The organism is Nostoc sp., from assembly GCF_036917355.1.
In the GTDB taxonomy this organism is placed as follows: Bacteria; Cyanobacteriota; Cyanobacteriia; order Cyanobacteriales; family Nostocaceae; genus Nostoc.
In genome coordinates, this window is sequence record NZ_JBALDP010000056.1 from 30,593 (window position 1) to 51,058 (window position 20,466).

Annotated in this window: 21 protein-coding genes and 1 pseudogene; 9 read left to right on the forward strand and 13 right to left on the reverse strand. The window is 42.2% G+C overall.

The annotated features are described in order from the left end of the window. Window positions 1–52 precede the first annotated feature (52 nt). Together V7K53_RS16030 and V7K53_RS16035 are read right to left on the reverse strand one after the other, a co-directional pair. Window positions 53–244: a hypothetical protein gene (locus V7K53_RS16030; protein WP_335198497.1), complete on the reverse strand. Its 192-nt coding sequence runs from the start codon at window positions 242–244 to the stop codon at window positions 53–55. 80 nt (window positions 245–324) lie between these two features. After that, on the reverse strand, window positions 325–576 hold the full coding sequence (locus V7K53_RS16035) for a hypothetical protein (protein ID WP_335198498.1): 252 nt from the start codon (window positions 574–576) through the stop codon (window positions 325–327). Window positions 577–945: 369 nt separating this feature from the next. On the opposite strand from V7K53_RS16035, the gene V7K53_RS16040 reads away from it, so the two are divergent. After that, on the forward strand, window positions 946–2,523 hold the full coding sequence (locus V7K53_RS16040) for an NAD(P)H-quinone oxidoreductase subunit 4 (protein ID WP_335198499.1): 1,578 nt from the start codon (window positions 946–948) through the stop codon (window positions 2,521–2,523). A 192-nt stretch (window positions 2,524–2,715) separates the two neighbouring features. On the opposite strand, the gene V7K53_RS34060 is transcribed toward V7K53_RS16040, so the two are convergent. The 3 genes and pseudogenes from V7K53_RS34060 to V7K53_RS16050 form a co-directional block, all read right to left on the reverse strand. Next, window positions 2,716–2,850, reverse strand: a complete 135-nt coding sequence (locus tag V7K53_RS34060) for a DUF4351 domain-containing protein (protein ID WP_442940496.1) — start codon at window positions 2,848–2,850, stop codon at window positions 2,716–2,718. Between the two features lie 22 nt (window positions 2,851–2,872). After that, window positions 2,873–3,306: pseudogene (locus tag V7K53_RS16045) on the reverse strand (hypothetical protein); the annotation flags it as partial. 46 nt (window positions 3,307–3,352) lie between these two features. Continuing rightward, the gene (locus V7K53_RS16050; RefSeq protein ID WP_335198500.1) at window positions 3,353–5,953 is read right to left on the reverse strand and encodes an ATP-binding protein; all 2,601 of its coding nucleotides are present in this window, start codon (window positions 5,951–5,953) and stop codon (window positions 3,353–3,355) included. Between the two features lie 406 nt (window positions 5,954–6,359). On the opposite strand from V7K53_RS16050, the gene V7K53_RS16055 reads away from it, so the two are divergent. Further along, the gene (locus V7K53_RS16055; protein ID WP_335198501.1) at window positions 6,360–7,082 is read left to right on the forward strand and encodes a Uma2 family endonuclease; all 723 of its coding nucleotides are present in this window, start codon (window positions 6,360–6,362) and stop codon (window positions 7,080–7,082) included. A 150-nt stretch (window positions 7,083–7,232) separates the two neighbouring features. Next, window positions 7,233–7,955, forward strand: a complete 723-nt coding sequence (locus V7K53_RS16060) for a hypothetical protein (protein WP_335198502.1) — start codon at window positions 7,233–7,235, stop codon at window positions 7,953–7,955. Between the two features lie 98 nt (window positions 7,956–8,053). On the opposite strand, the gene V7K53_RS16065 is transcribed toward V7K53_RS16060, so the two are convergent. Genes V7K53_RS16065 through V7K53_RS16075 form a run of 3 tightly spaced genes read right to left on the reverse strand, consistent with a single transcriptional unit; the run spans window position 8,054 to window position 8,799 of the window. Then, window positions 8,054–8,425 carry a type II toxin-antitoxin system PemK/MazF family toxin gene (locus V7K53_RS16065; RefSeq protein WP_335198503.1) on the reverse strand — a complete coding sequence of 124 codons (372 nt, stop codon included), beginning with the start codon at window positions 8,423–8,425 and terminating at the stop codon, window positions 8,054–8,056. Next, complete coding sequence (locus tag V7K53_RS16070; protein ID WP_335198504.1) at window positions 8,425–8,646, reverse strand: hypothetical protein; 222 nt, start codon at window positions 8,644–8,646, stop codon at window positions 8,425–8,427. The genes V7K53_RS16065 and V7K53_RS16070 overlap by 1 nt, the downstream gene beginning before the upstream one ends. A gap of 18 nt (window positions 8,647–8,664) precedes the next feature. Then, window positions 8,665–8,799, reverse strand: a complete 135-nt coding sequence (locus V7K53_RS16075; protein ID WP_335198505.1) for a hypothetical protein — start codon at window positions 8,797–8,799, stop codon at window positions 8,665–8,667. A gap of 141 nt (window positions 8,800–8,940) precedes the next feature. On the opposite strand from V7K53_RS16075, the gene V7K53_RS16080 reads away from it, so the two are divergent. Next, window positions 8,941–9,912 (forward strand): hypothetical protein, encoded by a 972-nt coding sequence (locus V7K53_RS16080; RefSeq protein WP_335198506.1) that lies wholly within the window; start codon window positions 8,941–8,943, stop codon window positions 9,910–9,912. Window positions 9,913–9,914: 2 nt separating this feature from the next. Continuing rightward, entirely contained in the window at window positions 9,915–10,319 is a 405-nt protein-coding gene (locus V7K53_RS16085; RefSeq protein ID WP_335198507.1) for a hypothetical protein, read from the forward strand. A 2-nt stretch (window positions 10,320–10,321) separates the two neighbouring features. Here V7K53_RS16085 and V7K53_RS16090 read toward each other — a convergent pair whose 3' ends face one another. The 4 genes from V7K53_RS16090 to V7K53_RS16105 form a co-directional block, all read right to left on the reverse strand. Continuing rightward, entirely contained in the window at window positions 10,322–10,516 is a 195-nt protein-coding gene (locus V7K53_RS16090; RefSeq protein ID WP_335198508.1) for a DUF29 family protein, read from the reverse strand. Next, window positions 10,513–10,719 (reverse strand): DUF433 domain-containing protein, encoded by a 207-nt coding sequence (locus V7K53_RS16095; protein WP_335198509.1) that lies wholly within the window; start codon window positions 10,717–10,719, stop codon window positions 10,513–10,515. Before V7K53_RS16095 ends, V7K53_RS16090 begins: the two co-directional genes overlap by 4 nt. A 13-nt stretch (window positions 10,720–10,732) precedes the next feature. Next, window positions 10,733–11,008: a LapA family protein gene (locus V7K53_RS16100; RefSeq protein WP_335198510.1), complete on the reverse strand. Its 276-nt coding sequence runs from the start codon at window positions 11,006–11,008 to the stop codon at window positions 10,733–10,735. Between the two features lie 138 nt (window positions 11,009–11,146). Then, complete coding sequence (locus V7K53_RS16105; protein ID WP_322663061.1) at window positions 11,147–12,571, reverse strand: phosphoglucomutase/phosphomannomutase family protein; 1,425 nt, start codon at window positions 12,569–12,571, stop codon at window positions 11,147–11,149. A gap of 146 nt (window positions 12,572–12,717) precedes the next feature. On the opposite strand from V7K53_RS16105, the gene V7K53_RS16110 reads away from it, so the two are divergent. The 3 genes from V7K53_RS16110 (at window position 12,718) to V7K53_RS16120 (ending at window position 15,287) form a co-directional block, all read left to right on the forward strand. Beyond that, entirely contained in the window at window positions 12,718–13,581 is an 864-nt protein-coding gene (locus V7K53_RS16110) for a PD-(D/E)XK nuclease family protein (RefSeq protein ID WP_335198511.1), read from the forward strand. Window positions 13,582–13,810: 229 nt separating this feature from the next. Beyond that, window positions 13,811–14,527, forward strand: a complete 717-nt coding sequence (locus tag V7K53_RS16115) for a hypothetical protein (protein ID WP_335198512.1) — start codon at window positions 13,811–13,813, stop codon at window positions 14,525–14,527. Window positions 14,528–14,591: 64 nt separating this feature from the next. After that, on the forward strand, window positions 14,592–15,287 hold the full coding sequence (locus V7K53_RS16120) for a hypothetical protein (protein WP_335198513.1): 696 nt from the start codon (window positions 14,592–14,594) through the stop codon (window positions 15,285–15,287). A gap of 204 nt (window positions 15,288–15,491) precedes the next feature. Here the strand turns inward: V7K53_RS16120 and V7K53_RS16125 are convergent, their stop codons facing one another. Next, entirely contained in the window at window positions 15,492–17,162 is a 1,671-nt protein-coding gene (locus tag V7K53_RS16125; protein WP_335198514.1) for a transglutaminase family protein, read from the reverse strand. A 439-nt stretch (window positions 17,163–17,601) separates the two neighbouring features. Between V7K53_RS16125 and V7K53_RS16130 the strand changes: the two genes are divergently transcribed. After that, window positions 17,602–20,460 carry a cation-translocating P-type ATPase gene (locus V7K53_RS16130; protein WP_335198556.1) on the forward strand — a complete coding sequence of 953 codons (2,859 nt, stop codon included), beginning with the start codon at window positions 17,602–17,604 and terminating at the stop codon, window positions 20,458–20,460. The last annotated feature ends 6 nt before the right edge of the window (window positions 20,461–20,466 follow it).

The window sequence follows — 20,466 nt, forward strand, 5'->3', positions numbered from 1 at the left end:
GACAACACTACTTGGTATAACCTATTAGAAGTTGATCTTACAAATTTTCCAGCTACTCTTGGAGTAGAAGTAAGACAAATTCAGGTGAGACAACCTGATAAATCACCCGATATTTACCACTTTTACCCGTTGGGATATCACTGTTTTTTGCTCGAACTTTAAAAACAGTCAAGTCTATCCCAGAGATATGATCGCCGATAAAATTTCCAGCCTCTAGCTGATTCGATAATGGGTTGAATGTCAATTTGAATTTGTCGATAGCGTTTAGTCAGAGTTTTGAGACGGCGTTTGAAGGGAGGAGTAAAACGAACTTCTGCCATAAATCTAGGCTTCGATATCGTCCCAAAGTTCTGAAACTGGGAAAGTTTGCCCTACGGCTGCTTGTCGCACAGACTCTTGTAGGTCGGCTAATATTTGTGCTTTTGGCTCTTGTTCATCAATCCAACCTAAACCACTGACGTTATCAGAATTTATGGAACTTATAAGCTGTTGCCAAAGTTCTATAGGGACGAGTACATCTGTTGTTTCTCCATCTACGTTAGTGAGATAACGAATTTGACTTTTAATTTGTGCCATTATCATTATGGTTATTTCTCCTTTGATGCATTTTTGCACCAAATCGCTTTTTTCAACAACCACCAAACAGCATCGTGTATTTTTAGTGATAGGTTGGGCTACGCGTAGACGCAGAGCGGCTTGTCGTAGACATCGCACCACTAAACTATAATTTTACCGGCTTTTTTAGGGTAAATTGTTGACTTGCTTGGGAGTATCACAACCCACATTCCGCACGCCCAAAGGTCAAAAGAGACTCCCAACAGAAGAAAGGGGGAATTGCCAATTTAATTAAATCAACCTAACGAGGAAGACGAAATCCCCAAAAAGCTGTTACTTAATAACTAGTGACTTTTTGCCAAACATGATTTTGATAGCAGACGAATTGTGATGAATATAGCTAATTTTCCGTGGCTGACGACGATTATTCTGTTTCCGATAGCCGCGTCGCTACTTCTTCCCATCATCCCTGACAAAGAAGGCAAAACAGTGCGCTGGTACTCCCTCGTCGTAGGGCTGATAGATTTTGCACTAATTGTTTATGCTTTTTATACTGGGTATGATTTCTCCAATCCAGATTTGCAGTTAGTGGAAAGTTACCCTTGGGTACCACAATTGGGCTTGAATTGGTCAGTAGGGGCTGATGGCTTGTCCATGCCCTTAATTATTTTGACTGGATTCATTACCACGCTGGCGATTTTAGCAGCTTGGCCTGTCACCTTCAAGCCCAAGCTATTTTACTTCTTGATTTTGGCAATGTACGGCGGTCAGATTGCCGTGTTCGCTGTTCAGGATATGCTGTTGTTTTTCCTGGTGTGGGAACTGGAACTAGTACCGATATACTTTCTGCTGTCGATTTGGGGAGGCAAAAGGCGGCAATATGCAGCGACCAAATTCATTTTATACACTGCTGGCGGTTCGCTATTTATTTTGCTGTCTGCCCTGACAATGGGATTTTACGGTGATACGGTGACGTTCGATATGAGAGCGATCGCCTTAAAAGATTTTGCCCTGAATTTCCAACTTGCCCTCTATGCTGGCTTCCTGATTGCTTACGCTGTCAAGTTGCCGATTATTCCTTTGCACACCTGGCTACCTGATGCCCACGGTGAAGCTACAGCCCCAGTACACATGTTATTGGCAGGTATTCTGCTGAAAATGGGCGGTTACGCTTTAGTTCGGATGAATGCCCAAATGCTTCCCGATGCCCACGCTTATTTTGCACCAGTGTTGGTGGTTTTGGGGGTAGTTAATATCATCTACGCTGCCTTGACATCCTTTGCCCAGCGCAACCTGAAGCGAAAAATTGCCTACTCCTCAATTTCTCACATGGGCTTTGTAATGATTGGTATTGCCTCCTTCACCGATTTGGGATTGAGTGGGGCAGTATTGCAAATGGTTTCCCACGGGTTAATTGGGGCGAGTTTGTTTTTCCTTGTCGGGGCAACTTACGATCGCACCCACACTCTGATGTTGGATGAAATGGGCGGTGTTGCTAAGAGAATGCCGAAGATTTTCGCCATGTTCACTACCTGTTCAATGGCTTCTTTGGCATTGCCAGGGATGAGCGGTTTCGTGGCAGAATTAATGGTATTTGTTGGCTTTGCTACTAGCGATGCTTATAGCTCTACCTTCAAAGTTATCGTGGTGTTCTTGATGGCAGTAGGAGTGATTTTAACTCCCATTTATCTGCTGTCGATGTTGCGAGAAATTTTCTACGGTAAAGAAAACGAGGAATTAGTGTCTCACCAAGCTTTGATAGATGCCGAACCCCGTGAAGTATTTATCATTGCCTGTTTGTTAATTCCAATTATTGGTATTGGTTTCTATCCAAAATTGCTGACTCAGATGTACGACGCTACAACTGTACAATTGACGGCAAGATTGCGTGATTCCGTACCGACATTAGCACAGCAAAAAGACGACGCACTAAAGGTTTCTTTGAGTGCGCCGGAAATTGGTAATTAAGTTGCAATCGCTAGTTTAGTGTAAATATTTATTACTTAGAGGGCGGGTTTTCTACCTGCCCTTTTTTTTACTAAATCGAAATTTTTGATTCGGTAAAGTAAAAAATAACCCATCGAACTGAGTTAAAAAATCGTATATAAGATAAGTCATTAGATGTATTTTTTAGAATTTCTATAAAAATAGATTTTAAGCTTATTGATTTGTTTGCAACCAGTTAAATAAATCTTCCATAGCAGTAAAATATAATAAAGCTTCGCCAAGGTTTTCTAATTGATTTAAAGAAAGAGATTTGATGCGCTCTTGCAATTCTGGTGATAATTCTCCCACTCGTCTTTGTAGTAACCTTAAAAGGATAATTGTAACTGTAATTGCTTGGTCGCCATTCGCGGTTTGGATTGCAGAGAATTGCAAGGCTTATTGCTGGTCAATCAAAGCGGTCAAATATGCGAAAGTTGTAGGTAAACATCCGCTTGCTAAAGTTATCTTCTTTTTGTGCCTGAATTTCAACATGGATTAATAACCAAAGTTCTTCCCCTTGGGTTTGCCAAACCTTGACTAATTGATCGGCATATCGCTTACCCTGTTCGGCTTCACGAGCTATTTGCTAAAATTCTTTATCTAAAAACTCGTATGGACGCCCCCAATCAATTAATGCATAAGTTTCTGGAAAAAAGAAATGCATTGCTTGGGGAAATAGGCTTCTATTATTTCTTTCCAAGGGCTATCAAAATCAGAGCGTAGGCGTAGTCCGCACTTCTCTACGAGACGCTGCGCGAACGACAAGCTCAGTGACCATCGTAGACATCACTAATATTAGTCATGTCATTTTTCAAATTATGGATAGAGTAGCAGTACTTGCAGTCGCTAGTTTAGAACTTTGCTTAATCGGAATCTCAACCCAAAATTCTGCTCCTTGTCCAGTTTCCGAAATACACCAAATAGCTCCGTTGTGTTTTTCTGTGACAATTTGAGCGCTAATTGCTAATCCTAATCCAGTGCCTTTACCTGCGGCTTTAGTGGTAAAGAAAGGGTCAAATAATCGTTGCTTAACTATTTCGGTCATACCAGGGCCATTATCTGCAATTTGCACAGTTATACGATCCAAGTTGCGTAACTCAGTACGAATTACAATCTGGCTGGGTTTAGCTTCTATCTCCTCAAGAGTTCGCTTACTGTTATAACTATCCAGAGCGTCAATGGCATTACTAATCAAATTCATAAACACCTGATTTAGTTGTCCGGCATAGCATTCTACTAAAGGGATATCACCATATTCCTTTACTATTTGAATTCCGGCATTTCCAGACGTTTGTTTGAAGCGATTTTGTAAAATCAGTAGTGTGCTATCAATACCTTCATGAATGTTAACAGGCTTCATATCCGCTTCGTCAAGTCGAGAAAAATTCCGCAAGGAGAGAACTATTTCACGAATGCGATTAGCTCCCATTTTCATTGAAACTAATATTTTAGGTAAATCTTCAGCCATAAAGTCAAGGTCGATCGCTTCGATATGAGCTTGTACTTCAGGTGTTGAATGAGCATTGGACTGTTGATAAAGTTCTACTAGTTCCAATAAGCCCAGTGTATATTCACTTACATGAGTCAAATTACCGTAGATAAAGTTAACTGGGTTATTGATTTCATGAGCGACACCCGCCACTAATTGACCTAAACTCGACATTTTTTCGGTCTGAATCAGTTGAGCTTGAGTCTGTTTGAGATTGTGTAGTACTTGGTTGAGTTGTTCTGCCTGAATAGTAGCAGCAGCAGTAGCAGCGCGGCTTTGATTATACAATTGGGCTTGGTCAATAGCGATCGCTAACTGGTCAGCCACGCCTCGAATAATTTCTATCTCATCATCACTCCAGGGGCGAAGCTCTCTACTATGTTCGCAGACAATCACACCCAAGTGACCCGACTGAGTTTGAACTGAAACTGTTAGTAGAGACTTAAAACCCAATGTCACAAGTAAATTCCGACTCTTGAAATCAAGCCATGAATCTGTCGCAATGTCATCGAAGCAAAGCAAATTTCCTTGCATAACAGCCTCACTCAGGGCTTCCACATTCTGAATAGGAGAACAGCCTAAAGGTTCTGTTAAATCGGGAGCGCAAGCTTGCTGACTCAGTTCCAAGCTAATAGATTCATCTTCTTGATGACACCAAAAAAACTGGCATCGATCGATCTGTAGCAGTTGCCGAACTTCAACTACTACTGTACTCAAAATCGTATTTAGATCCAGCGAGTTGCGAATTTGACTAGATAAACGAGTTTTAAGAATTTTCTCCCGTTCAACTAGCTTTCGCAATTCGACTTCAGACTGCTTTAACTCTAGCTGGGCCATCTGACGATTGACACTAGCTTTTGCTAGTAGCCAAGAACCAATGCCAATTAGTCCTACTAATCCAGCATATAGCAGTAGCAATTGACTCAAAAATCGGTTTGATTTGGTTGTCAACGTCTCTGGCGACACCCACGAGACAATCTTCCAGTGATAGGATTTAGGATCGATTTGATTTTGGCTTGGCGCAAAAGCTTGTCCTGCTCCCGTACTAGATTTTTGCCCTTCGACAAGTGGGTAAACTGTGGTAAAAGTGAACATTCCCTCAGCAGTTTGGAATTGTCCCGATTCTTGTTGAGAAATCTGCTGCCATGCTTGAGGAAAAGCTGTGCCAAAAGTGCGGTTTTTGCGATCGGGAAACATAAATCCCCATTCATCTTCAGGCTTTGCTCCTTTTAACCAGTAGCCATCAGCATTCAGTAGCATTCCCTGACTAGAGGCGCTAGCGAAAGCTTGATTAAAATTGTCCAGCAGTTTTGCGCCGAAATAATTTAACACCACAATGCCCCGTTTCTGTCCACTACGATCAAAAACGGGAGTGCCAAAGCGGATCATTGGCTTCAAGGGTTGTTCAACCTGACCTCGTTCGATGTTGAGGTCAAGGGGAGAGACAAATACTTGTCCTTGGTTCAGCCGCAAAGTGTCATTAAACCAGTAGCGCTTGGCTTGAACTTGTAGTTTTTCTTCGGGGACAATTACTGGTTCACCTTGCTTGAAGTTGACTCTAACAACTTCTTTACCCGATCGATCTAAAAAGCGAATTTGGTCGTAAAGTTTTTTATATCCAGAAATTAATAAAAATTCTTGTGAAAGTGCCTGTTCTTGCCTATCCACTCCGTCTAAAATTCTTTCTAGCTCGTTTTGTTTAGAGATAACCATCAAATCTGAGACAACCAAGTGAAAGTCTCCGCTGATTACTTTAGTTTGTAAATCTACCTTACGGAGTTCATTTGTTTTGAGCAAAACTTTCTCGGTTTGTACCTGTTGGTAGTAGATAGTCCCAATAACAACCCCAACTAAAGCTGACAAAGGCAAAAAAACCGTTAGGAAGCTTTTGATTAAAACTCGTGAATGGATCTGTGGTGACATATCTGATACTTAGGTACAACTCAAAAATTGGGCTGAAAATTAGCTAATTTCCAGCTACGCCACGTTTTCTGAGTCAAGGTTGAGAAAAGACTTTTTCTCCTGGTAGGTATAGGTAATCAGCCCAGCTACCAAATTCACCATGAAATTGAATACTCTGCGACTTCTGGAATGTTCTAGTTGAACAAAGTTCCGCCCTTTTTTGCTATTGTCAGTTAGACACTCTGATAATCAGTACCGAAAAACCACGAATATGATGTAAGGATTTTACACTTATAAATATTTTGATACTGAGAAGAGAGCTAGAAGGCGATGTCTAGGCTAAAAATGGTTTTTCATTCTTGTGCTGCGATCGCACATCAATAGATTACGTACAATCTATCTAAAATCAGATTTGGCAAAACCGCTCATGTTAAACTACAATCCGCTGCATTGTTTGCCATCTTCCGAAGAGCTACCTGACTCAAATGATACCCCTGTGGATAATGAAGTCCAAAATTTAATTCCCGGCTTGCTAAAAACGATACTAGCTTTGGTTTGGTGCGATCGCTGGGATTGGTTCTTTGGTGTTGATATGGGTATTTATTATCACCCAGATAAACCAGCTATTGTCCCTGATGGATTTCTCAGTTTAGGAGTTAAACGCTTCGTTGATGAGGATTTACGCCTAAGTTATGTGCTGTGGGAAGAAAAGCAACTGCCAATTTTAGCGCTAGAAGTTGTTTCTCAAATATATCGAGAAGAATATAGCATCAAGAAAGAATTTTATGCCAAAGATTTAGGAATTTTGTACTACGTTGTCTATAGTCCCCTGCGGCGGAAAAAATCGCCTTTGGAAGTGTATCGCTTAGTCGATGGGGAATATATCTTAATGTCAGGAAATCCCGTTTGGCTACCAGAAATAGGTTTAGGAATTGGGCGAGAACGGGGAATTTATCAAGGTATAGTGCGGGAATGGCTCTACTGGTATGACGAAGAAGGGCAAAGATTGCTAACACCAGAAGAACGCATTAGGGAAGCGGAAGAACGCACAGCTTTTGAAGAACAGCGACGAGTGGAAGCAGAACAGCAGGTGAAAATGTTAATTGAAAGATTGAATGCGCTAGGTGTTGATCCAGAAACTTTGTTATAGATTCACTAAATTTTGTAGTTTTCGCTGCCTTAATGTTAATTAGCTTCCTGACTAGGGAATTATATCTATAAAGCAACTTATAGCTTGACGGTACAAATCGTCAAAGCTAGTTGCTCAATAAATATATTTACCAAAACCTTTATCAAAAATATGGAAGTCAAATTAGGATTTGGAGCAGTCCCAAAACCTCAATATGTCTTTGTCAGCAAAGAACCCGATCACTGTTGGTATATGCTGGCTGAAGATGAAAGACGCATCCCAATTTATGAGAGAGCCTTGACTGGAATAATTACAGGGATAGAAGTTAATAAAAAGGTTGAAAATACATTTGGAGAAGTTATCAGAACAGATTTAAATATTTTGGCAGACAAACCCTATATTATCCGTTCAGGAAGTGAGACCTATTTTTGTAAAGGTTTATTGCTGTCTTTAGATATTCTTACTTTTGAACAACTGCGTTATCCACTTACTATTGCCGTTAGTCCTGGAGATAAAAAAGTAGTATTCTGTAATATTTACGATCCAGTAACTTATCGCTCTATAGGTGTTAGTTGGGATGGACATAAGGAATTAGATTGGCAAGCTTTAGGACAAAGAGTAAGTTTAAAAATTAATAATATTCATAATTTTAATCAAGATAAAAATCAATCTCAATCAGAAGCAAGTGACAATATAAAAACGCCTGAACCACGTGATGTTTTTATAGCTAAAACTGACACATATTTAGCCCAATTAAATTGGACTCCAGAGCAGGGAAGGGAGTATTTGCACCAAAAATATGGGAAGCGATCGCGTCTACAACTTACTGATACAGAAATTCTGGATTTCATTGATTACCTGAAGCTACAACTAACCCAAAACTGCCCAACTTAGCTGCTGTTGTTGTTAGCTTTGGGTAACTGCGATGCCTGGGAAAAAGCGTCTACGCACAAGCAGTCTAGTTACTATACTTACTAAAGATAGATAAATTTCTATGAGGCAGATGATGTATCCGATGATGGTTTAGAATCATCTAACTCAGCTAGAGCTATCTCAACACACGCACGAACACTTTTCCAATCAAGTTCTGACAAGTGACCAATCAAAACCAAATTAGCAGAGGGTGGTAAGGTGACGATAAAACTTCTGAAAACAGACGCAACCCGCAAACCTGCTGCTGCCCAATCCTGAAGTGCATAGTCAGTAATTCCAAGGGTAGTTGTCTGAGTAGTAATTAGTCCAATGATTACATCGGGACGGATTGCATGATAAGTGGCTGATGATAAAACTACAGCAGGACGGCGCTTAATACCAGTGACACCAGGAAAATCAACTGTGACTACATCACCGGGATTGAATGTCACTAAACTGTCTCCTCACTTTCTGGAAAAATTGAAGCTGCGTACTCCAAAGAGAAGGATACTAAATCATGCTGATCCTGCTCAGTCCAAGTATCACTTTGGTCGATGATAGACAAGTTTTGTTCGACTAGCTCATTTAGAATCAGGGTTGCCAAGCGTAGCCGCTCAGTTGGTGACAAGTTACAAACAACTTGGCTGTATATCTCTTGGGCAGTATTGGACATAATTAATCCTCCTGTCATCTATCCTAACAGTTGCCATGCCTGCGGCAAGCCGAGTGCGTAGGCGCAGCCCGTCGTAGACATCGCTTGTCCATTGCATTGAGATTTTAGCCCCCGTGCGATCGCACTCAACACCAAAACAATTGACAACTGCATTCATCGCAGTATCAAGTTTATACCTTCTGAATATTCATTAGTTGGTATCCCCGGGAAAAATAAGTATAATGTGATGCCTTGTTTTGATGTTCAACCCTTAGACAAGTACTAACCAAATACTAATCACATCAGGAGTATTTCATGATCCCACTGATTTTGGGTGCTATTGCTTTAGGAACTGCTGCTTTCGGAGCAGTAAAAGGTGCTGAAGGTTTTGGGAATATGAATGAAGCGAAGGAAATTGGTGAACGTGCCCAAAATCGTCACTCCTATGCAGTCAGTGAGTTGAAAGCAGACTGGGAGGCGACTAACGAGCTTGCAGAAGAGTATGGTCAACTTCAGCTTGATGTGATGATGACTACAGTTGGGCGCTTTCTTGACTTTATTGAACGAAATATTGGGAAAGCAAAACAAAGCGAGAAGGAGTTTTTAGAAGGGCTGGAAGGAATTTCAGTTCAGCAGATTAAGGAGTACAAAGCCGCCGCAGTAGAAGCTGAACAGTTTTTCAATGGTGGCACTAAGGCGATTGGGGCAGCAGCAGCAGGATACGGTGGTGCAATGAGTCTTGCTACCTCTGTAGGAGTAGCCAGTACTGGGACAATTATAGGAGGACTTAGCGGTGCAGCAGCTTGGAATGCAACTCTAGCATGGCTAGGCGGTGGCTCATTAGCTGTCGGTGGGGGAGGCATGGCTCTTGGTTCTCTTGTGTTAGGTGGCATCACGGTTGGCCCTGCTGTCCTTATTGGAGGCTTTGTGCTTGCTGGTGAAGGCGAAAAAGCATTGACAAAGGCATCGGAGTACAATGCTGAAGTCAACACTGCGATCGCTAAAATCGAAGCAGCAAAAGACTTTATGCAACAAGTAAGACGGCGGATTACTGAATTGCAGGGTGTATTTGAATGTCTAAATAAATCTGCTATTTTAGGTTTTGAAGAACTTGAATCTTTACCATCATTTGACAAAAACAGGGACGCTAGTAAGTTTCAAAAAGTCGCACTTTTTGTTAAGGCACTTGCAGAAATCATGAAAACTCCTGTTTTAGATAGTGAAGGGCAGTTGAATCCTATTACTGCGACTATACAAGCCAAGTATCATACTTGGGGAGGTAATTAGGAATGTCGGTCAAAAAAGTTACCACAGTAGCCAAGGAATTTATCAATCCTGCTGAATGCTTACAGCAAATGGTTTCAGCTTATACTGAATATAAAATAATTACCGAACAGGAAAAGACAAAAAGACGAGAGATTGAAGCTTGGGAAAAAGAAACAATCATCACGATTAACGCCCAGCGAGAGTTACTGATGGCGTATCTAGATCGCTCTTTTGATGAACGTGCAGAAAACTTTCGCGCCTTGTTTGCTGTCGTCGATAATGCGATCGCATCCGGTAATAATGAACAACTAGCCCTTACCTTAAACTCAATCACAGAAATAGCTAAATCAAGCCCTTTCAAAGACCTTGCTAACTTAGCTTCTGTTCGCGCCGCCCTAAACGATCCAGATCGCGAATGGAAATTTTAATTTTATAACAGTGCGATCGCTCTGCCACAAGTTTCTAAAAAAGCCTGCGTTGTCAGGCTTTTTTCATATAGTGTGAGGCTTACAAGCGTTATTATTTCATAGCGTTCTACATCAACTTCTTGCCAGCGATGCGATCGCAATAGTTGGGCTGTCTGTTCAATCCACAAGTTAAAATCTGCTTTATAAGTTGCGCTCATAGCCGTTCTCGATCGGTTGCATAGCTTAGGCAAGCCAAAATATCCTCTTGTGTCAAATAAGGAAAGTCATCAAGCACTTCCTCGTAGGTCATCCCAGAGGCCAGATAAGATAAAACATCGTATACAGTAATTCGCATTCCTCGAATACAAGGCTTACCACCTCGTTTTCCTGGTTCGATTGTAATAATGTTTTGATACTGCACAGCTATTCAAGCTTCAAAAGTCTTCATCGTCAACAAAAAATTCCGCATCGTCTTCCAATCGAGAATTACCTTGCCCAATACCAGCAAGTCCCCACAGAGGTTGCAGCAGCGCCATGCCAATTAACCCGACAACGGCACTAAAAGCTAGCACTAAACCCATTGGTATCTGAATCGATTGGAATGTTAAGAATTTTAACGATACGGGTGTGGCATTTTGGACTGAAATAATTGCGATCGCAATTACCCAAACCGCTAAAACTAGAGATGTCAAAAAAGGCGCGATTTTCATAGTTTGATTGAAATGAGAAGTTAGAAGTTAGAAGTTATATTTTGCTCGAAATTAGAAACGAGGAGTTAAGAATTGTAAATTAACAACTCTTAACTCCTAATTCATAACTCTTAACTTTTAATTCCTAACTCTGACAAATTAAACTGCTACTGCCTCTAGTTTAGCAATGGCACTCTCTAACTCTTGGGCGATTTGGGTGAGTTTTTCGGGAGTGTTGGTTTCTAGGTAGACGCGCACCAGTGGTTCTGTACCGGAAGGACGCAGTAAAACCCAGCTACCTTCTTCTAAATACAGCTTAATACCGTCTTTACGCCCCACTTCTTTGACTTTAATTCCTGCTACTTCTGTAGGTGGATTTTTGGTAAAGGAGTCGATGACGGCGGTTTTGTGCGCCTCTGTGAGGTGCAAGTCTAGGCGGTTGTTGTAAAGTGGGCCATCGGCTTCAGCGATCGCTTCTTTGACAAGTTGACTTAGCGGTTTGCCTTCATAAGCGATCGCTTCTGCCACCAGCATATCGGCTAATACTCCGTCTTTTTCGGGAATATGCCCAATAATACTCAAACCACCTGATTCCTCTCCACCGATTAATACGGCAGTTTCCCGCATTTTTTCACCGATGTATTTAAAACCAACTGCTGTTTCGTAAATTTGCAGCCCATTTTTAGCAGCGAAATTATCCAGCAGGTGTGTTGTAGCCACAGTGCGGACTATGGCGCCGGTTTTACCTTTGTTTTTGATTAAATGACGTGCTAGAAGTAGCAGCACAGTATTGGGAGTGAGGACGTTTCCTTGTTCATCAACGATACCAAAGCGATCGCTATCTCCATCCGTCGCCAAGCCCAAATCAGCTTGATCGCGAACTACTGCTTCCACTAACTCAACTAACTGTTCTCCTTTGGGTTCTGGCATTCCACCGCCAAATAAAACATCTCTCCAATCGTGGAAACTTTCTAATTGAACGCCACTATGTTGCAAAACTTCATCTAAATAGCCGCGAGAGGTAGAATACAAAGCATCGTACTTTACCTTTAAATTAGCGCTTCTGATCTTTTCTACATCAAGTAGAGTGTAGATAAATTTCAGGTACTCTGGTTTCGGATCGAAAATTGAAATTGAACCTGATGGGTTGCTTCCAGGCAACTCATCCGATGCACCTTCTATATTTGCCACAATAGTATCAGTAATCTCTGGAGTGGCAGGCCCAGCATAATCGGGTATATATTTAATTCCACAGTAGGGTGCTGGATTATGGCTAGCAGTAAACATTAACGCCCCAGCGGAATTTAGGTGACGGGCATTGTAGGCAATTACTGGTGTAGGGCAATCCCGATCGGTAATTTTTACAGTCCAACCCAAATCTGCTAATACTTGGGCCGCTGTTTGGGCAAACTGGTCAGCTAAAAAGCGAGTATCGTAGGCAATAAGTACTGGTCTATCTTTTGTGTAGGCTGTTTCTAAGTAAGTGGCGATTGCCCTTGTTACTTTTCTCACATTGGGAAAAGTAAAGTCATCGGCAATAATCCCTCGCCATCCATCGGTACCAAATTTTATCTTGCTAGACATTTTTGCCACTTGCTCCGGTACATTATCAGTACTATAAAAGCTTCCCGCAAAGCGTGTGTAGCAGCAAGTATCCTCCGAAGTTCTTTTCTAAGCAAGTCTTAGCTTAAACTTCTCCCCACCGTATTTTCTCTCACTGTTTCTGAGCAATGTCAACCCCCGATCGACCTTTTGCCAGTTATCACCTTTGGTCTCTAGTTGCCCCAGCGACTGGGCAAGAACGCTGGCATTGCCAGATGAGACGGGGGTTTATCAAAGCACGGCAACACGAACCACAAGTCAAAGCGCTTTTAACGCAAGCCACCGCGCCCCAGCGGATTGGCATACTAGCCCAAAAAGGCGTTTATGAGTTTCATCATCACACGCATCTGTTGAAGCAAGCAGATGGTGTAGAAAGAGTTGCCCAGCTACTAAAATTAGGCAACTCAAGCGTTCAAGTCCAGCAACGCGTGCTGCAAATTTTGCAAAAATATCACGATTCGCCGTTGCTTTTGGATAAAGATATTATCCAATTAACACCGGGTGATGAAGGCTTTCCCAAACCGATAGTAGTTGAACAAGAAAATTATTGCTTTCGCTTATACGCGGCTATGGACTGCGTTTTTATTGAGTCTGATAGCACTTTACATATTTTAGATTTCAAAACTGGTAAATCAGCTTTCGACAAACGACAGGCATTAGTTTACTTGTTAGCTGCTCGTTATCTTTACCCTGGACGAGAAGCTGTTGCATCATTTTATAATTTAGAAATATGTAAAAAATCTGACTTAATTAGTATTAATAGTAGTGAATTAGAATCCTTAAAATTTGAGTTAGCAAATATTGCTCATAAACATCAGCACGATTTGCAAAAATATCAGGAAGAAACTACTAATTTTAGTAAAATATTCCCTCCTAATCCTGGCTCTCACTGCCGCTTTTGCCCATTTAACTCCATCTGTGAGTTTGCCGATTTTAAGCAGCATCAATCATATCCACTGCCCAGTTTAAGAAGTTTAAGAGTTAATAGCTAAGGGACTCCAAATAAAAAAATATACAACTATTATATTGTGGGGTGGGCGTCTCGCCCGCCCACAGTCAAAGTCAAAGGCGGGCAAGATGCCCACCCCACAAGATTGGATAATTTATTTCTTGGAAGTCCCTAATTAGTTTATTTATTTACCTTAGTTCAATTTTCAAAAAAATCTACTAAATACTCGTGTTTTTACTGACCTGATTCTCTTCTCCTATCAGACAACCTAGATGTCAGATACACCGATTTTTATCTTTGGTTGTAAGGAGTTAAGACTAGTGCGATTAACCGCCAAGAAATCTGTATTTAGATTAGTAGGAATTTCGACGTTTCTTTTACTTCTCATTTTTAAGGGGATTTTACCTCAAACTGTTTATGCATTGCTGTCGTCTCTAGACGCTTGTACTGTTCAACCTGAATGTGCCGCTGCTGGCTCGGAATTAGCTCCTACTGCGAAGGCTGCAATTAGCACAACTAAAGCTCAAAATGAGCAGGTTCCAAATAAAGTTCAAGAGAGATATTGTTCTTTTTATCCACTTAATTTAGTTTGTGGGCCACAAGGTCAACCTTCAGTTCTTTATAATTACAAATTTCACCAAACAGTACATTACAGAAGGTCTGGTTCTCCTGACAAATTTGTAACTCATCATTTTCGAAGTTGGCGACCTGTACCAGGGGCAATTAGAAGTTTAGCTCAACCTCCAGGTATTGAATTTGGTGGTGGTTATCCTCCATCTGGTGATTATGTAACCTGGATTCATTTAAATGATGGAGATGGTAATAATCAAACTCGTGGAGTCGTTTATGAATATTCAAGTGGCGACACCATGACATGGGATGATTATGCAAATTATTCTAACAATAATATTGAGGGAGAATGGATTAGCGATGTGGTTCGTGCTGATATACTGTCAGATAATTCATCCCCTCGTGATACGAAAGATTGATTTCAATAAAAGCGCGATGTGGCTGTTCAATTACTAAATTTTCACCAAATTAGAGGTTGCTGGCATGAATAAGCTTTATACGCTTCTTCAAAAGATTAAAGATAACCCAGTCATATACATCGATAAGCCATCAATTACTTGTCTTGATTCATTCTTAACTGGGTATATAGATGGTCTAATCACACTCGGATTTACTACAATAGACTCTTGTGGAATAGAAGGGTTTCAAGAGTGGATACAAGAAAGAACAAAAACTAATGTGACTCAATCTTGGGCTGGGATAATTCTCTCTTACTCTGGAAGTGAACGAGCTGGTTTTAATAGGTTTTTTGAAGAATTTGAGCAGTTCTTAAAGCAGAAAAGTAATTCAAAAATTCAAAATAGTGAAGGCATTTCAAGGCTTAGTGAGGAGATGAGGTTTCCTCGGTTTGATATTTATAACGAGATTCTCACTAATATAAAGAAAAGACCAGGAATGTTTTTAGGAGCTAATTCAATTACTAGACTAGATATGCTTTTGCGAGGATATAGTCTGGCTCGAAGAGAAGTTGGCGTACCCCCAACTGAGCCAGAAAGACAATTTGAAGGTTTTCAATCATGGGTTGAAGAAAAATATGGAATTAACTCAGGTCAGTCATGGTCTAAAATAATTCTTTTCTATTCTGTAGATGAGCCTGAGGCACTACAGAAATTTTTTGAATTGTTTGAAGAATACTTGAATAGGAATAAGAGCTTAGAAGTAGACGAAAATAATGGTTAAGCAGAGTGTATTAAGGTGCGTTAGCCTACGGCATAACACACCCTACTGGCGTAGCAAGCTTAAATAAAATAAGTGCATTAAACGTAGACTTTTATTGGGTTACGCAAAGCCTCCACCCAACCTACAATTTTTTTGCAACATTTTGGACTTGCCACGCCACTACTCGCTTTCTCAGCGCCTTTCCAGAATGTCCAATACCCTAATTTAAAAGTCCGGTAATTCTTTAAGAATTGTGAACCGGATGTGATTTATCGCCAAATCACCGATAGGAATATCTTCTTTGGTTAACCGCTCACCTTGACTTGTAACGGTTTCAAAGGTGATACCTTTGCCAATTTCAATGTGATACCAGCATAAGCCCATAAAAAAGCGCGTCGGATAAGGGCCACCTTCAGCTATATCATCAGGATTTGATTCCATCGGCAACCAGCCAAAATTCGGGACGTAGAATTCTAGCCAAACATGATTAAAGTCGGGTTGTAGCGGTACTCCTATGAAGTCACTATGGGGAGGACATTTGTACCTGCCTACGGTGCGGCAGGGAATGCCATTTAAACGAGATAAGGCAAGTAAGACGCCGACATATTCGCCACAAGAACCAACACCCCGCTCTAAGACCGTATCTGGTGTATCAATATAAGGTTTAATTCCGTAGGATAACTCATCATAAACGTAATTGCGGATGCTGTGCATTTTGCGCAGCACATTGGTTTCAGAACCAATCGCTTCTCTGGCGGCACGGCGAACAATGGTAGTATCCATTGCTAAATCGTCGTCATCTACTAGGTAGCGTGTTTGTAATTCTGGGGAAAGTTCAGGAACGTCTTCTACATCTCTGGGTGTAATCCGATATTTAATCCCTCGAACTTCTAAAAGTGCTTTCCAGCCAAATATATGCCGTTCGCCTGGGGCAAGAGAATCAAATTTAAAGACTGCTACACGTTGCCCCTCTATCACTTCTTCGGTGAAGGGTATACCAATGGGTTCAACGTGTTTCACCTTTTGACGCTCAGTTTCCGATGGTAGAGCGATGCGCCATTCGACATCGGGTAAATAAACTTCGTCTAAGGGCGCAATTTCCTCAGCATAAGACATTTCGATGAGATAGCCATTAGAGAGGGCGTAACGCTTATCTGGTTGGTAATGATAATACAGAGGATGAATAAAAGTGCGATCGCGGAATGTTAATTCATGACTCGGATCGGCATTGGGGTTATCCCGGATATAAGGCTCCTCTGAGGCGTAGGCGACGTAAATACTTTCTTTGCCTGTTTCGGCATTTTTATGGAGCGCTATGCCTGTGGGACATTCAAAGGGTGTCAGAACGCTAAATTGCAGTTCTCCCGTGGCTCTGTCCATCGCGTAAACTGATTGTTCGGTGCGATCGCAAATCCATAGCATTTCTTGGTTGACTGCCAAATTCTCTATGCCAACTCCAGGGGCATAAAATCTGGTAATTTCTTTTCGCGTTTCGCGGTCAAAAACCAGAATGTAGCCCAGCCTTTGGCAACTGACATAAACTGTTGTTTCCCAAACAGCAACGCCATCAGCGGGATAAGGCAATGTTACAAAATGTTCTAGACCCAAAGCATCGAGCTTGCACAAGTAAACACTATTTTCTCGGCTCATCCACAGGGTATCATCCCACGCCGCTAAACCAGTGACATCGGTAAATTCTTCAACTTGATGGGAATTGAGAATTTTGCTGTTGTCCGAGGTGGGATCAATCTCCAGTAGATGCCCTTTGATACTGTCAATAGCAATCAATCTATCTTTGATGAAAGTAATGCCACACAGAGCAGCAGCAGTAAGCGGTCGAATTGTTTTTTGCCCAAACATCTGGCTAACGGTCAAAGTGGGGAGTGCAAAACTCATAAAACCTTGTGGTAAGTGTAAAAAACCCTCACCTTTAGGTAGGGGAGGAAACATGACTCAAGCGGTTTTACCGCCGTCACACCAATTGCTGGAGATGGAAAATCCTAGTCGAGCAATGGCTCCCCCGATCGGGGTGGATGAAGAGTGCTGAGTTAAAAGACTACCCACAATGGGCGTTGCTCTTACCAAGTACATCAATTAGTGGTTTTCGATCGCCACGTTTACGGCGAGGGACTAAATAATTATCGGTACAATGTGTTCCGATAAACTCTTTCGTGAGAAATAATACTATGTCAAAACAGGAGGAATTTACAAATGTTAAGAATTACATATACACTCATACAACTGGGCGATCGCCTTAATGTAACTTTAGAAGATGGAATTCCTGCCATCACTAAATTATGATCGAATTTTGTAACCATTTGCTGTGACCTACACGATGTCTGCTAATTCTCTGCCTGAAGGTGCCGCCGTTTGGCATAGTTTAGAAGTTGATAAAGCGCTAGACCTGCTTGATAGTAATGCAGACAGCGGCTTAACACCCCAAGAAACTCAACAGAGATTGCAAAAATACGGCCCCAACGAACTTGAAGAAACTGCTGGCCGTAGTGCTTGGGAAATTCTGCTGGATCAGTTCAAGAACATTATGTTGTTGATGCTGATTGGCGTAGCTCTCATTTCTGGGTTTTTAGACCTGATGGCTTTGCGGGAGGGCCGATTAAAGCCCGGTGAAGTGCCATTTAAAGATACGATCGCGATTTTAGCAATTGTCATCCTCAATGGCATACTCGGCTATGTCCAAGAAAGCCGCGCCGAAAAAGCCTTGGCAGCCTTGAAAAAAATGACTTCTCCCTTAGTGCGGGTGCTCCGCGACGCCAGATTGGTGGAGATAGCAGCTAAAGAACTAGTTCCAGGGGATGTAATGCTGCTAGAAGCTGGGATGCAGATAGCCGCAGATGGACGCTTGATCGAACAGTCTAATTTACAAGTGCGGGAGTCGGCATTAACTGGTGAAGCCGAAGCGGTGAATAAACAGGCATCATTAAAATTGCCGGAGGACACATCATTAGGCGATCGCCTCAATGTCGTGTATCAAGGAACTGAAGTAGTCCAAGGACGCGCCAAGGTTCTGGTGACGAACACTGGCATGACTACAGAATTGGGTAAAATTGCTGCGATGTTGCAGGCGGTGGAAAGCGAACCTACGCCTTTACAGCAGCGGATGACTCAACTGGGTAATGTCCTAGTTACGGGTTCTTTAATTCTGGTGGCGATCGTTGTCGCTGGCGGTGTCATCAGAGACGGGGGTTTTAAAAATATTCAAGAACTCTTGGAAGTTTCCTTGAGTATGGCGGTTGCTGTAGTTCCAGAAGGTTTACCAGCTGTAATTACCGTCACCTTGGCACTGGGAACCCAGCGAATGGTGCGCCAAAATGCCTTGATTCGCAAATTGCCAGCAGTGGAAACGTTGGGTTCTGTAACGACCATCTGTTCTGATAAAACCGGCACCCTGACTCAAAATAAAATGGTGGTGCAATCGGTTTCTACCAATAACAAAACTTTTCGCGTCACTGGCGAAGGTTATGCTCCCACAGGGGACTTTCAGTTAAATGGTCAAAAAATTTCCCTAGAGGAGTCTCCAGAAATCTCCGCGTTAGCAGTAGCCTGTGCAGTTTGCAATGATTCAGTATTGCAAAAAGAACAAGGTGAATGGGCGATTTTGGGAGATCCGACAGAGGGAGCATTGTTAACACTGGCGGGAAAAGCCGGAATCGAAAAAGACCAGTGGAACAGTAAGTTACCTCGCGTTGCGGAGTTCCCCTTTTCCTCGGAACGGAAGCGGATGAGCGTGATTTCTCAAGTGGAGGGAGTCGCTACAGGTGACGCATCTTCGAGAGGTGTTGACCCGGCGATCGCTGGTTTTCTCCAATCGGAACCTTATTTAATGTTTACCAAAGGTTCTCCAGAGTTAACCTTGGCGCGTTGCACTCAGATTCATTTGGGTAATGACACGGGTACTTTGACCGAAGAACAACGCCAGAAAATTTTGGCAGAAAATGACCTGATGGCGAGTAAAGGTCTACGGGTGCTAGGTTTTGCCTACAAACCCTTGGTGGAGATTCCACCGGAAGGTTCAGACGAGACATCCGAGCAAGGCTTAGTATGGCTGGGATTGGTGGGAATGCTAGATGCGCCACGCCCAGAAGTAAGAGCAGCTGTGCAAGAGTGTCGAGAAGCAGGTATTCGCCCAGTGATGATTACTGGCGACCACCAATTAACAGCACGAGCGATCGCCACCGATTTGGGAATTGCTCAAGAAGGCGATCGCGTTCTCACAGGTCAAGAATTGCAACGGATGACTGACCAGGAATTAGAGCAAAATGTCGACCTGGTGAGCATCTATGCCAGAGTTTCCCCAGAACACAAACTGCGAATTGTTCAAGCACTGCAACGCCGGGGTCGATTTGTGGCAATGACAGGTGATGGTGTTAACGATGCTCCAGCCCTCAAACAAGCCGACATCGGTATTGCAATGGGTATTACTGGTACTGATGTCAGTAAAGAAGCGAGTGACATGGTGTTACTTGATGATAACTTCGCCACCATTGTCAGCGCCACCAAGGAAGGCAGGGTTGTTTATACCAACATCCGCCGCTTTATTAAATACATCCTCGGCAGTAACATTGGTGAAGTTCTGACAATTGCAGCCGCACCCTTAATCGGTTTGGGAGGCGTTCCCCTGACTCCCTTACAAATTTTGTGGATGAACTTGGTTACAGACGGTTTACCAGCCTTAGCATTAGCTGTGGAACCTCCAGAACCAGATGTCATGCAACGTCCGCCTTTTAGTCCGCGCGAAAGTATTTTCGCTAGAGGATTGGGTTCTTATATGATTCGCATTGGGATAATTTTTGCGATTATCACCATTGCCTTAATGTGGTGGGCTTATCAACATACCCATGCTGCCGGGTATCAGGGAAATCCTGAAGCTTGGAAAACAATGGTATTTACTACCTTGTGTATTGCCCAAATGGGTCATGCGATCGCTATTCGCTCCAACAACCGACTGACCATTGAGATGAATCCCTTCTCGAATATCTTTGTACTAGCGGCTGTTGTCGTCACCACGATTTTGCAGTTGATGCTAGTTTATGTCCCACCCCTGCGAGATTTCTTTGGTACTCATTACCTCAATATGCAGGAATTGGGGGTTTGTATTGGCTTCAGTGCCTTAATGTTTGTGTGGATTGAAGGGGAGAAGATATTTTTGCGGATTATGGGCAAGAAGGCCGTTTGAAAAAGT